10 protein-coding genes and 5 tRNA genes are annotated in these 12,861 nt (G+C 70.9%); 13 read left to right on the top strand and 2 right to left on the bottom strand.

The annotated features are described in order from the left end of the window. Positions 1-9: 9 nt before the first annotated feature. On the bottom strand, positions 10-3,936 hold the full coding sequence (locus AC067A_RS23340) for a sensor histidine kinase (RefSeq protein ID WP_479244404.1): 3,927 nt from the start codon (positions 3,934-3,936) through the stop codon (positions 10-12). Between the two features lie 565 nt (positions 3,937-4,501). On the opposite strand from AC067A_RS23340, the gene AC067A_RS23335 reads away from it, so the two are divergent. From AC067A_RS23335 to AC067A_RS23295, 9 genes are all read left to right on the top strand, one after another. Then, on the top strand, positions 4,502-4,705 hold the full coding sequence (locus AC067A_RS23335; protein WP_479244403.1) for a hypothetical protein: 204 nt from the start codon (positions 4,502-4,504) through the stop codon (positions 4,703-4,705). 118 nt (positions 4,706-4,823) lie between these two features. Next, positions 4,824-5,609, top strand: a complete 786-nt coding sequence (locus AC067A_RS23330) for a fumarylacetoacetate hydrolase family protein (protein WP_479244402.1) — start codon at positions 4,824-4,826, stop codon at positions 5,607-5,609. Continuing rightward, entirely contained in the window at positions 5,602-7,077 is a 1,476-nt protein-coding gene (gene gltX, locus AC067A_RS23325) for a glutamate--tRNA ligase (RefSeq protein WP_479244401.1), read from the top strand. Before AC067A_RS23330 ends, gltX begins: the two co-directional genes overlap by 8 nt. 166 nt (positions 7,078-7,243) lie before the next feature. Continuing rightward, a complete protein-coding gene (locus tag AC067A_RS23320; protein WP_479244400.1) occupies positions 7,244-7,966 on the top strand; it encodes an HAD family hydrolase in 723 nt (240 codons plus the stop codon). A gap of 92 nt (positions 7,967-8,058) precedes the next feature. After that, a tRNA-Gln gene (locus tag AC067A_RS23315) sits at positions 8,059-8,130 on the top strand. Positions 8,131-8,171: 41 nt separating this feature from the next. Next, positions 8,172-8,244: transfer RNA gene (locus AC067A_RS23310), tRNA-Glu, on the top strand. A 61-nt stretch (positions 8,245-8,305) separates the two neighbouring features. After that, positions 8,306-8,378 (top strand) — tRNA-Glu (locus tag AC067A_RS23305). 22 nt (positions 8,379-8,400) lie between these two features. Further along, a tRNA-Gln gene (locus tag AC067A_RS23300) sits at positions 8,401-8,472 on the top strand. A gap of 43 nt (positions 8,473-8,515) precedes the next feature. Then, positions 8,516-8,588, top strand: a tRNA-Glu gene (locus AC067A_RS23295). A 146-nt stretch (positions 8,589-8,734) separates the two neighbouring features. Here the strand turns inward: AC067A_RS23295 and ndgR are convergent. Then, positions 8,735-9,451: an IclR family transcriptional regulator NdgR gene (gene ndgR / locus AC067A_RS23290; RefSeq protein ID WP_017235973.1), complete on the bottom strand. Its 717-nt coding sequence runs from the start codon at positions 9,449-9,451 to the stop codon at positions 8,735-8,737. 140 nt (positions 9,452-9,591) lie between these two features. Between ndgR and leuC the strand changes: the two genes are divergently transcribed. The 4 genes from leuC (at position 9,592) to AC067A_RS23270 (ending at position 12,799) form a co-directional block, all read left to right on the top strand. Beyond that, a complete protein-coding gene (gene leuC / locus AC067A_RS23285) occupies positions 9,592-11,016 on the top strand; it encodes a 3-isopropylmalate dehydratase large subunit (RefSeq protein ID WP_479244399.1) in 1,425 nt (474 codons plus the stop codon). Positions 11,017-11,022: 6 nt separating this feature from the next. After that, positions 11,023-11,616 carry a 3-isopropylmalate dehydratase small subunit gene (gene leuD / locus AC067A_RS23280; protein WP_479244398.1) on the top strand — a complete coding sequence of 198 codons (594 nt, stop codon included), beginning with the start codon at positions 11,023-11,025 and terminating at the stop codon, positions 11,614-11,616. Positions 11,617-11,720: 104 nt separating this feature from the next. Beyond that, positions 11,721-11,948, top strand: a complete 228-nt coding sequence (locus AC067A_RS23275; RefSeq protein ID WP_030206244.1) for an SCO5555 family protein — start codon at positions 11,721-11,723, stop codon at positions 11,946-11,948. Between the two features lie 143 nt (positions 11,949-12,091). Then, positions 12,092-12,799 carry an HU family DNA-binding protein gene (locus AC067A_RS23270; protein WP_479244397.1) on the top strand — a complete coding sequence of 236 codons (708 nt, stop codon included), beginning with the start codon at positions 12,092-12,094 and terminating at the stop codon, positions 12,797-12,799. Positions 12,800-12,861: the final 62 nt, after the last annotated feature.

Here is a 12,861-nt window from a genome sequence, read left to right as displayed (position 1 = left end):
CGCGTTCAACTAACGCTCCTGCTGATGGTTCGGACCGAGGTGGAAGTTACCCGTGGTCGAGTTGTTCGCCTGTCGGCCCTGCTGGATGCCGCGGCGCAGATTGGTCAGCCGGCCGCGGACGTCGTCGGGTGCACGCGAGACCTGAGGGCCGGCCGTGTGGGCCTGCTCCTGCGCGGTCCCGGGTACGAGGTTGGCCTTCGGCACGCGCCGGGGGAGGCCGGAGGTGGTGACGCCGCCGGCCGCGGGCTTGCGCACCCGCTCGGCCTGGCGCACCAGCTCGTCGTTGGGCGAGGTCCGCCAGGCGGCCCCGCCGTTCTGTCGGCCGTCGGCGGGCGCCTGGGCGGACTGCTGGGGGACGACCGGGGTCTGCGTCGTCTGTGCCACGTCCGCCGGCGCCTGCTGCTGGGCCTGCTGGGCCTGGTCCTGGTGGAACCAGTTGGTCTCCAGCGTGTCGTACAGCGGGGTACGACCGTCACCCGAACCGGCCGGCGGCAGGGCCTCCGGACGGCGCGGCTGCTGGAGCGCCGGCTGCTGCGGTCCGGACTCGCCGCCGGTCTGCCGGCGCGGGGCCGGAGCCTGCGGCTGCTGCGGAGCCTGCTGCTGGGCCTGCTGCGCCTGCGGTACGTAGGGCTGCCGGCCGAACTGCTGCTGCTGGCCGCCCTGGTACCCCTGCGGAGCCTGCTGGCCCTGCTGCGGCGCCGCCTGCGGGGCACCGAAGTCGGGACGCGGGAACTGGCCGGTGGAGCCGGGGCCCTGCGGCGCGTCGAAGTCCGGGCGCGGGAACTGGCCCGTGGAACCGGGACCCTGCGGAGCGCCGAAGTCGGGGCGCGGGAACTGCGCCGTCGACGCCGGGTCCTGGACACCGCCCTGGTAGGCCTGCGGGGCCGGCCGGCCCTGGAGGGGGCGACCCTGCTGCGGTGCCGCCTGCGGGGCGCCGAAGTCGGGGGCCGGGAACTGGCCGGTGGAGCCGGGACCCTGCGGGGCCGCCGGAGCGCCGAACCGACCGGCCGCCTCCGGGTCCTCGTGGCCGCGCGGGGCGTCCAGCGGGGACATCTCCTGCTGCGGGCGCCGCACCGGCTGCTGCGCCGGGTCGTTGCCCCAGCTCGCGGCCTGCGGGCGCTGCGACTGGGGGTTGCCCCCCGGCAGCTCGGCGCGCGGGAAGTCGTAACCGCCGGACTGGCCGCCCTGCGGGGCCTGGCTCTGCGGGGCCTGGCCCTGCGGGGCGTGCTGCGGCGCACCCGGACCGGCCGGCCGGCCGGCCTGGCCGGCACCCTGACCGCCCTGACCGCCCTGGTTGCCCCACACGTCCGTACGGGACGGGATGGCGCTGGCCGCGCCGCCGATGAGACCGCCGCCACCGGGGCCCGGGCGCAGCGCGTCCGGGTTCTGCGGGGCCTGCGGCGTCTGCGGCAGCTGTCCGGTCTGGTCGAGCTGCGCGTTCTGCGGCTGCGGGGTGCGCGACTGCGGAGCGCCCTGCGGAGCGCCCTGCGGCGCACCCTGCGGAGCGCCGTCACGGCCGGGCAGCGCGGCCCGGGGACCGCTCGTACCGACCTGGCCGCGCGCGGCTCCGGCGCCGATCCGTCCGGCCGCCGCCGACGGCGCGCCGCCCGGACCGCCCGGACGTCCGCCCGCGGGGCCACCGGCCGTGCCGGGGCCGCCGGGGAGCCGGCCGCCCGGGGCGGAGGCGCCCTGAGGCATCGCGCCCTGGCCGCCCGCGCCCGGCTTGGGCATCGGCTTCTTGCCGCCCTGGGCGACGTCGACCGGGAGCATGACGAGCGCGGTGGTGCCGCCCGAGTCCGAGGGGCGCAGCTGGATGCGGATGCCGTGTCGCAGGGACAGGCGGCCGACCACGAACAGACCCATGCGGCGGGAGACGGAGACGTCCACGGTGGGCGGCGAGGCGAGCCGCTCGTTGATCGCGGCGAGGTCCTCGGGGGAGAGGCCGATGCCGGTGTCGTGGATCTCGACGAGCACGCGGCCGTCGGGCAGCGCGTGACCGGTGACCCGGACCTTCGTCTGCGGGGAGGAGAACGAGGTGGCGTTCTCCAGCAGCTCGGCGAGGAGGTGGACGAGGTCGTTGACGACCCGGCCGGCGACCTCGGTCGCCGGGACCGCCGCCAGTTCGATGCGCTCGTACTGCTCCACCTCGGAGGCGGCGGCACGGAGGACGTCGACCAGCGGGACCGGGCGGGTCCAGCGGCGGCCCGGCTCCTCGCCGGCGAGGACGAGGAGGTTCTCGCCGTTACGGCGCATACGCGTCGCGAGGTGGTCGAGCTTGAAGAGCGAGGAGAGCTGGTCCGGATCGGCCTCGCGCGACTCCAGTTCGGAGATGAGCGACAGCTGACGCTGGATGAGGCCCTGGGAACGGCGCGAGAGGTTGGTGAACATCGCGTTGACGTTGCCCCGGAGGAGGGCCTGCTCGGCGGCGAGGCGGACGGCCTCGCGGTGCACGTCGTCGAAGGCCGCGGCCACCTGGCCGATCTCGTCCCGGGAGTGCACACCGACGGACTCGACGGAGGTGTCGACGTCCTGCGGGTCGGACTCGGAGAGCTGCTTGACGAGCTCGGGCAGACGGTCCTGGGCGACCTTGGTCGCGGTGTCCTGGAGGCGGCGCAGCGAGCGGATCATGGACCGGGCCACGACGAAGGCGCCGATGAGCGAGACGCCGAGGACGAGCAGGATCAGCGCACCGTTGATGATGGCCTCGCGCTGCGACTCCTGGCGCAGCTCACGGGCCATCGTCTCCATGTCGCCGAGGAGACCGTCCTCGATGACGTTCATGGCGTTGATCTTGATGCCGTACTCGTCGGTGAAGTTCAGGTGACCGCGGCGGGTTCCGCCGGGCATCGCGTCGTCCGCGTTCAGCACGCGCTCGGCGTACTTGTCGGCGGCGACGATCGACGGGTTGGCACCGGTCAGGGACGCGGTCCGCTCGGCGGCGTCGCCACCGGTCGACTCGTAGATCGCCTGGAACGACTTGAACTCGACGCTCTCACTGTTGAGCGCGGCGTCGGCGTAGAGGCGGTCACCCTGCTGGATGCGGCCGGGGGTCTTGTCGTTCGGGGGCAGCGCGGCGGCGATGATCGCCTGCTGGATGGAGGCGTACTCCTTGGCGGACGAGAACGCGGCGAGCGCGCGGGTCCGCTTGATCATCTCCGGGTTGCTGGTCGCCTGCGCCATGTCCTGCGACAGGCTGAGCAGCGAGCGGATGAGACGGCTGTACGCCTCGACCGTCACCGAGTGGGCGACGCCCTTCTCGTAGGCGTTGCCGCGGATCGTGTTGAGCTGGATGACCTGGGAGGCGATCTGGCTGACGTTCTGGCGGATGCTCCGCAGCGCCTCGTCGCCCTCGGTGGTCGGGATGTCCTCGGTGGCGTCGAGGAAGGCCTTGTACTCGCGGTCCGTCTTCCGGCGCGGGTTGGCGACCTGGTAGTCGCTGACCGGGCGGCCGTTGGCCAGCGGACCGGCGGACAGGTCGCGCTCGGACTGCAGCGCCTGCGCGAGGTCGGTCGCCTCACGGGTCAGCTTGGTGAGCAGCTGCATGTGGTCGAGCTGCTCCATGTCCTGGAGCGACTCGCTGATGCGGATGCCGCCCAGGGTGGTCGCCGCCACCACGGGGAGGGTGAGGAGGGCGACGAGGCGCGTGGAGATGCGCCAGTTGCGAAGGGCTATTCGCGGGCCGACCTCGTTCTCGGAGCGGGGCTTGGCCGGCGTGGCCGCCGGCTCGGCGGACGCGGCCTTGCCGCTCGTCCTGCCGCCCGCGCGCCTGCCGCCGTCGCCGGCCTCGCCTGCGGGGCCCTGCCCCTGGTTCGGGGTGTGCGGGGCCGAGGGACCGCGGTCGGTCCCGGCACGCGGTTCCTGCTCCGCCTGAGCTTCCGCTCGGCTCTGGCGGGCCTGGGGAGAACCCGAGCCATCCCTCTTGAAACGTCCCTGCACTAGCGTCGCAACCTTTTGACCAGGCGTCCTTCCGGGTGAACGGAGCGGACGGTGTCGGCGTCGTCGGGGTACGTGTCGTACCCCAGGTGGTCATCGGTGACCGGCGCAGTTCCCCCTTCCCCGCCACTCGGCCGGCGCTGTTGCGCCCCCTGCGCGCCGGCTTGTTAACCGCGGCGGTGCGTGGAATTCCAGCACAGTGCCGGATCTCCAACAAGGGCCACGTGTCGCACTGTGAGGGGAATGACAACCTGTGCACGAAGTGTCACCCCATGTAGAAGATGATCAGGGAGGATCCGGACGTTTCTCCTCGAATGGTTCGCGGTGCCCGTGTGTCCCAGTCGGCATGATCAGGAGCGGAATAGAGCATTCAGTGGCGGAATGTCCCTTTCCGTAACCCCTGGCGACAGTCCGTAATGCCCGGAATGCGCCCCAACGGGTGAGCAAACTCACACGCGAATCGATGCCTCAGCCATGCATTCGAAGGGAATCGCATGTTTAGCCTGACGCTTTACACCCCTTCGCGCCCGCACGGGCGCCCGTCCCGGAACAAGGGCTGATCACCGCGATGAACACGACGACGCTCCGCACCACGGCCAACCCGCGCCGCTCCACCCTCGCCCACCTCGCGGACGCCGCACAGCTCGGCCGGGGCGCCCAGCCGGAGTACGCGGCCGAACTGCCGGGCAACACGGCCAACCCGCGCCGCACCGTCCTCATGCAGGCCCCGGCCCCCTACGAGCCCCAGCCGTACGCCAGCGCCACCCGCTGACCCGGCCGGGCCCCGCCCGCCCCGTTCGCCCCGGTGACATCGCCGGTCGGCCGCCCCGCGCCGCGTTAGCCTGGGGCGTCAGACTCCAGCCAGTACCAAGTGAGGGGCGACAGCACTCGTGCGCATCGCCAGATTCTCGATCGACGGCAATGTGGCCTTCGGCGCCGTCGAGGGCGAGGGAACCGTCGAGTCCGGCGGCCTTGTCCTCGACATCATCAAGGGCATCCCGTACACCGACTTCGAGCTCAGCGGCACCAAGGTCCCGCTGAGCAAGGTACGGCTCCTGCCGCCGGTGCTCCCCAACAAGGTCGTGGCCATCGGCCGCAACTACGCCGAGCACGCCGCCGAACTCGGCAACGAGGTCCCCGACGTCCCCGTCGCCTTCTTCAAGCCCACCACCTCGGTGATCGGCTCCGGCGACGCCATCGAGTACCCCTCCTTCTCCGACGAGCTGCACCACGAGGCCGAACTGGCCGTGGTCATCGGCCGCATGTGCCGCGAGGTGCCCCGCGAGCGCGTGAAGGACGTCGTCTTCGGCTACACCTGCGCCAACGACGTCACCGCCCGCGACGCCCAGCAGCGCGAGAAGCAGTGGGCCCGCGCCAAGGGCTTCGACACCTCCTGCCCCCTGGGCCCCTGGGTGGAGACCGACCTCGACCCGAGCGACCTGGCCATCCAGGCGACGGTCAACGGCGAACAGCGCCAGCTGGGCCGGACGAGCGACATGATCCGCTCCATCGAGGACCTGGTCGTCCACATCACCGAGGCCATGACGCTGCTCCCCGGCGACGTCATCCTCACCGGCACCCCCGCCGGGGTCGGCCCCCTCAACGTCGGCGACGAGGTCGCCGTCACCATCGAAGGCATCGGCACTCTCACCAATAGGGTGATCAAGCGTGGCTAACGCGAACATCCGCGTCCGTTTCTGTCCCTCGCCGACCGGCAACCCCCACGTGGGCCTGGTCCGCACCGCCCTCTTCAACTGGGCCTTCGCCCGGCACAACCAGGGCACCATGGTCTTCCGCATCGAGGACACCGACGCCGCTCGCGACTCCGAGGAGTCGTACGACCAGCTGCTCGACTCCCTCAAGTGGCTCGGCCTCGACTGGGACGAGGGCCCGGAGATCGGCGGCCCGCACGCGCCGTACCGCCAGTCGCAGCGGATGGACATCTACAAGGACGTCGCCGACAAGCTGCTCGCCGGCGGCTACGCGTACCCCTGCTACTGCACCACCGAGGAGCTCGACGAGCGCCGCGAGGCCGCCCGCGCCGCCGGCCGCCCCTCCGGCTACGACGGCCACTGCCGCGACCTCACCGCCGAGCAGAAGGCGGCGTACGAGGCCGAGGGCCGCCCGTCGATCGTCCGCTTCCGGATGCCCGACGAGCCGATCACCTTCACCGACCTGGTCCGCGGCGAGCTCACCTTCACCCCGGAGAACGTGCCGGACTACGGCATCCTCCGCGCGAACGGCGCCCCGCTGTACACGCTGGTCAACCCGGTCGACGACGCCCTCATGGAGATCACCCACGTCCTGCGCGGCGAGGACCTGCTCTCCTCCACCCCCCGCCAGGTCGCGCTCTACAAGGCGCTGATCGAGCTCGGCGTCGCCAAGGAGATCCCCTCCTTCGGCCACCTGCCGTACGTCATGGGCGAGGGCAACAAGAAGCTCTCCAAGCGCGACCCCCAGGCCTCCCTCAACCTCTACCGGGAGCGCGGCTTCCTCCCCGAGGGCCTCCTGAACTACCTGTCGCTCCTCGGCTGGTCGTTCTCGGCCGACCAGGACCTCTTCACCATCCCCGAGATGGTGGCGAAGTTCGACATCGCCGACGTCAACGCCAACCCGGCGCGCTTCGACCTCAAGAAGGCCGAGTCGATCAACGCCGACCACATCCGGATGCTCGACGTGAAGGCCTTCGCCGAGGCCTGCGAGCCCTGGCTCAAGGCCCCGCACGCCCCCTGGGCGCCCGAGGACTTCGACCGCGCCGCCTGGGAGGCCATCGCGCCGCACGCCCAGACCCGCCTGACCGTCCTCTCGGACATCACGGACAACGTCGACTTCCTCTTCCTCGCGGAGCCGGTCTTCGACCAGGCCTCGTGGGACAAGGGCATGAAGGGCGAGCCCGCCGCGCTGCTCACCACGGCCCGCGAGAAGCTCGTGGACGCCGACTGGAACGACCCCGAGTCGCTCAAGAACGCGGTCCTGGCCGCCGGCGAGGCCCACGGCCTCAAGCTCGGCAAGGCCCAGGCCCCGGTCCGCGTCGCGGTCACCGGCCGCACGGTCGGCCTGCCCCTGTTCGAGTCCCTGGAGATCCTGGGCAAGGACAGGACCCTGACCCGCATCGACGCGGCCCTGGCGAAGCTCGCCGGCTGAGCCCCGTCCTTCCGTCCCGTGGGGGCGGCGACCGGTAGCCCCGGTCGCCGCCCCCACGGCGTTGCCCACGCCGTTCCCGGCGGCGTTCCCCACTGCGTTCCCCACGGCGTTCCCTGCGGCGGGAAAAGGGTGCCGTGGGCCGGGGGAGCGGCGGTACGGTCGTGCCATGACCATCCGGGCGGTCCTCTGGGACGTGGACGACACGATCTTCGACTACGGGAGCGCCGACCGCGCCGGGATGCGCGCGCACCTGACGGCCGAGGGGCTGCTCGGCGGATACGGCTCCGTCGACCAGGCCCTGCTCCGCTGGAAGGAGCTCACGGTGCTGCACTGGCGCCGCTACGAGACCGAGGGCGGCGACTTCCAGGAACAGCGGCGGGCTCGGGTCCGGGACTTCCTCGGGGCGCCGGCGCTCTCGGCCGCCGGAGCCGACGACTGGTTCGACCGGTACGTCACCCACTACCAGGCCGCCTGGGAGCTGTTCCCCGACGCCCTGCCCGTCCTCGACCTGCTCGCGGGTGACTACCGTCACGCCGTGCTGTCCAACTCCAGCATCCACGCCCAGGAGCCCAAGCTCCGGGCGCTGGGCGTGCGCGACCGTTTCGAGGCCGTCCTGTGCGCCGCCGAGCTCGGTGTCGCCAAGCCGGCCCCGGAGGCCTTCCACGCCGCCTGCGCCGCCCTTGACCTGCCCCCGCGCCAGGTGGCGTACGTCGGGGACCAGCCCGACATCGACGCCCGCGGCGCCGTGGAGGCCGGGCTCCTGGGCATCTGGCTGGACCGCGCGGACACCGGCGGCCGACCCGAGCTGAAGCGGATCACGGACCTCCGCCAGCTTCCGGGGCTGCTCAGCGGGGATAGCCGTTTTGGAGCACCGTCCACCTTCGGGTAATGTTCTTCCTGCGCCGAGGGGAACAAGCCGAAAGGCAAGAACCCGGAAAGCGCAAGCCGAGCAGGATCCCCCTGGTGGGGACGTTGCCCCGGTGGCCTATGGTGTAATTGGCAGCACGACTGATTCTGGTTCAGTTAGTCTTGGTTCGAGTCCAGGTAGGCCAGCTCGCAGAGCTTCATCTGCAACCGTGGATGGCATCCACAAAGCCCCCGTTGTGTAGCGGCCTAGCACGCCGCCCTCTCAAGGCGGTAGCGCCGGTTCGAATCCGGTCGGGGGTACAGATCCTTCCCGCGGGATCACCTGGGTCGCACCCGGTGAACCCGATGCAGGATCGCTAGGGCCCCCGTTGTGTAGCGGCCTAGCACGCCGCCCTCTCAAGGCGGTAGCGCCGGTTCGAATCCGGTCGGGGGTACTGACTGGTTCTGAGTATCCAGTGGCCTATGGTGTAATTGGCAGCACGACTGATTCTGGTTCAGTTAGTCTTGGTTCGAGTCCAGGTAGGCCAGCGCAGTAAATTCACGCGATTCACTCGTGTGGAATCAAGATCTTGCCCCCGTTGTGTAGCGGCCTAGCACGCCGCCCTCTCAAGGCGGTAGCGCCGGTTCGAATCCGGTCGGGGGTACAAGACGGAGAAGCCCTTCCCTTCGGGGGAGGGCTTCTTCGCTGTTCGGTGCCGTACGCGGAACCCGTGCCGTGCGCGGACACAACTCCGGCCCACCGCTGCGGCGTTGAAGCGGTGGGCCGGGACGAACGGAGGGACGGGGCAGATCAGCCGTTGCGGCGGAGCGCCTCGGAGAGGCGGGCGGCGGCGTCGATGACCGCCTGGGCGTGCATGCGGCCCGGGTGGCGCGTCAGGCGCTCGATGGGACCCGAGACCGACACGGCGGCCACCACGCGGTTCGAGGGGCCCCGGACGGGCGCGGACACGGACGCGACGCCCGGCTCCCGCTCACCGATCGACTGGGCCCAGCCGCGGCGCCGTACGCCCGAGAGGGCCGTCGCCGTGAAGCGGGCGCCCTGGAGGCCGCGGTGCAGCCGCTCGGGCTCCTCCCAGGCCATCAGGATCTGCGCCGAGGAGCCGGCCTTCATGGTCAGCGTCGAGCCGACCGGCACGGTGTCCCGCAGGCCCGAGAGCCGCTCGGCCGCCGCCACGCAGATGCGCATGTCGCCCTGCCGGCGGTAGAGCTGGGCGCTCTCGCCGGTGACGTCGCGCAGGTGCGTCAGCACGGGGCCGGCGGTCGCGAGCAGGCGGTCCTCGCCGGCCGCGGCCGCGAGCTCCGACAGGCGCGGTCCGAGGATGAACCGGCCCTGCATGTCACGCGCCACCATCCGGTGGTGTTCCAGTGCCACGGCCAGTCGGTGTGCCGTGGGTCGTGCGAGTCCCGTCGCCGCGACCAGTCCTGCGAGGGTGGCCGGACCGGACTCCAGGGCGCTCAGGACAAGGGCTGCCTTGTCGAGAACGCCTACGCCGCTAGAGTTGTCCATGCAACGATATTCGCGTCTCACTCTGTGAAACGCAAGTTCAATTTTCCGAGGACCTTGGCACTCTGGTGATGCGGCCGCACAACGGCCCGCGAAACGGGTCTCTAGTTGTGCCGGCGTAGACGTCGGCCGGAGGGAAAGCGATGGGTAGGACACTCGCGGAGAAGGTCTGGGACGACCATGTCGTCCGGCGCGCCGAGGGCGAGCCCGACCTCCTCTTCATCGATCTGCACCTGCTGCACGAGGTGACCAGCCCCCAGGCCTTCGACGGCCTGCGCCAGAACGGCCGGCAGGTGCGGCGCCTCGACCTCACCATCGCCACCGAGGACCACAACACCCCGACCCTCGACATCGACAAGCCGATCGCCGACCCGGTCTCCCGCGCGCAGCTGGAGACCCTCCGGAAGAACTGTGCCGAGTTCGGCGTCCGGCTGCACCCGCTGGGCGACGTCGAGCAGGGCGTCGTCCACGTCGTGGGCCCCCAGCTGGGTCTGACCCAGCCCGGCACCACCGTCGTCTGCGGCGACTCGCACACCTCCACGCACGGCGCCTTCGGCGCGCTGGCCTTCGGCATCGGCACCAGCCAGGTGGAGCACGTGCTCGCCACCCAGACGCTGCCGCTGGCCCGCCCGAAGACCATGGCCATCACGGTCGACGGCGAGCTGCCCGAGGACGTCACCGCCAAGGACCTGATCCTGGCGATCATCGCCAAGATCGGCACCGGCGGCGGCCAGGGCTACATCCTGGAGTACCGCGGCTCCGCCATCGAGAAGCTCTCGATGGAGGCCCGGATGACCATCTGCAACATGTCGATCGAGGCCGGCGCCCGCGCGGGCATGATCGCCCCCGACGAGACCACCTTCGCCTACCTGGAGGGCCGCGCCCACGCCCCCGAGGGCGAGGACTGGGACGCCGCCGTCGCGTACTGGAAGACCCTGAGGTCCGACGAGGACGCGGTCTTCGACGCCGAGGTCGTCATCGACGCCGCCTCCCTGGCGCCGTTCGTCACCTGGGGCACCAATCCGGGCCAGGGCGCGCCGCTTTCGGCGAACGTCCCCGACCCCGCTTCGTACGAGGACGCTTCGGAGCGCCTGGCCGCCGAAAAGGCCCTGGAATACATGGGGTTGACCGCCGGGCAGCCGCTGCGCGACATCAAGGTCGACACCGTCTTCGTAGGTTCCTGCACCAACGGCCGCATCGAGGACCTGCGCAACGCGGCCTCGCTGCTGGAGGGCCGCAAGGTCGCCGACGGCGTCCGCATGCTGGTCGTCCCCGGCTCGGTCCGGGTCGCCCTGCAGGCCGTCGAGGAGGGCCTGGACAAGGTCTTCAAGGAGGCCGGCGCCGAATGGCGGCACGCGGGCTGCTCGATGTGCCTGGGCATGAACCCCGACCAACTGGCCCCCGGTGAGCGCTCCGCGTCCACCTCCAACCGCAACTTCGAGGGCCGGCAGGGCAAGGGCGGCCGGACCCACCTGGTCTCTCCCCAGGTCGCCGCCGCCACCGCCGTCCTGGGCCACCTGGCCTCCCCGGCCGATCTGTCCGACGTCGCCACCACCGCGGGGGTCTGAGGAACCATGGAAGCTTTCACCACGCACACCGGCCGGGCCGTCCCGCTGCGCCGCAGCAACGTCGACACCGACCAGATCATCCCGGCGCACTGGCTGAAGAAGGTCACCCGCGACGGCTTCGAGGACGGCCTCTTCGAGGCCTGGCGCAAGGACTCCGAGTTCGTCCTCAACCGCCCCGAGCGCCAGGGCGCGACGGTCCTGGTCGCCGGCCCCGACTTCGGCACCGGCTCCTCCCGCGAGCACGCCGTCTGGGCGCTCCAGAACTACGGCTTCCAGGCGGTCATCTCCTCCCGCTTCGCCGACATCTTCCGCGGCAACTCGCTGAAGAACGGCCTGCTGACCGTCGTCCTGCCGCAGGAGACGGTGGACGCGCTCTGGGAGCTGACCGAGGCCGACCCGACCGCCGAGATCACCGTCGACCTGGAGCGCCGCAAGGTCCTCGCCGCCGGGATCGACGCCGACTTCGAGCTCGACGAGAACGCCCGCTGGCGTCTGCTGAACGGCCTCGACGACATCAGCCTCACCCTTCAGAACGAAGCCGACATCGCGGCCTACGAGGCGACCAGGCCGTCCCACAAGCCCCGTACAATTACGGTCTGAGCAGCGCTTTTCCAAGACTGCGCCCCCCACCTCAAGGTGGGGGGCGCAGTCGCTTGTTGGGACCCTGTCGGGCGACAACTCGCCCTAGATGGCACAATCGGTGCATGGAACGCGACAGCCAACTCGAGCTCTACGAGGCAGTCGCCGCCCGATTGAAGGAAGCGCACACAAGGGTGCGCTCACTGCAAGTCCCGGAGGGCGTAAGGATGGCGCTGTCCCGGAAGCTGCTGGTCGTGACGGCCGCGGCGAAGCACGATCTCAAGGACGCGGCAGCGCGTCTGGACCGGTTGATGAAGGACCTCGACGAGGGCCGATTCCCAGAGGACGACTGACACCAGGAACTCCGCAACGGCTGTTCCACGTTGCGGCACTAGGGTGATTAGCCCGTTTCGTGTTTGATTTGCGGTATATACATGCCTAACGTGCGAAAAAGCTTGAACACTTTCGTTCTGGCAATGTCTCCGAAGGGGAAGACGTGAACAAGGCGCAGCTCGTAGAAGCGATTGCCGACAAGATGGGCGGTCGCCAGCAGGCCGCCGAAGCCGTCGACCACGTGCTCGACGCCATCGTGCGCGCCGTGGTCGGTGGCGACCGGGTCTCGGTCACGGGCTTCGGCTCGTTCGAGAAGGTCGACCGTCCGGCCCGCTACGCACGCAACCCCCAGACGGGTGAGCGCGTGCGGGTCAAGAAGACCTCCGTCCCGCGCTTCCGCGCAGGTCAGGGCTTCAAGGACCTGGTCAGCGGCTCCAAGAAGCTCCCCAAGGGAGGCGAGGTCTCCGTCAAGAAGGCCCCCAAGGGCAGCCTCACCGGTGGCGCCTCCGCGACGGTGAAGAAGGCCGCCGCGAAGAAGGCCACCACCGCCAAGAAGGCCGCCGCGAAGAAGGCGATGCCGGCGAAGAAGACCACGACGACGGCCGCCGCGAAGAAGGCGACGCCGGCGAAGAAGACCGCCACCACGGCCGCCGCGAAGAAGGCGACGCCGGCGAAGAAGACCGCCACCACGGCCGCCGCGAAGAAGGCGACCCCCGCCAAGAAGACCACCACGGCCGCCGCCAAGAAGGTCACCAAGGCCGCGGCGAAGAAGACCGCGCCGGCGGCCAAGAAGGCCACGGCGACGAAGGCGCCCGCCAAGAAGACGACGGCGCGCAAGACGACCGCCAAGAAGGCCGCCGCCAAGAAGTGAGGACGCGCGGGACACATCCGCCGGGCCGGGCTCCCCTCAGGGAGCCCGGCCCGCGGCGCGTC

The sequence above is a fragment of the Streptomyces sp. NPDC043176 genome (assembly GCF_056436715.1).
Note: the sequence above shows the minus strand (reverse complement) of the source record. Positions and strands in the feature narration are given on the sequence as shown.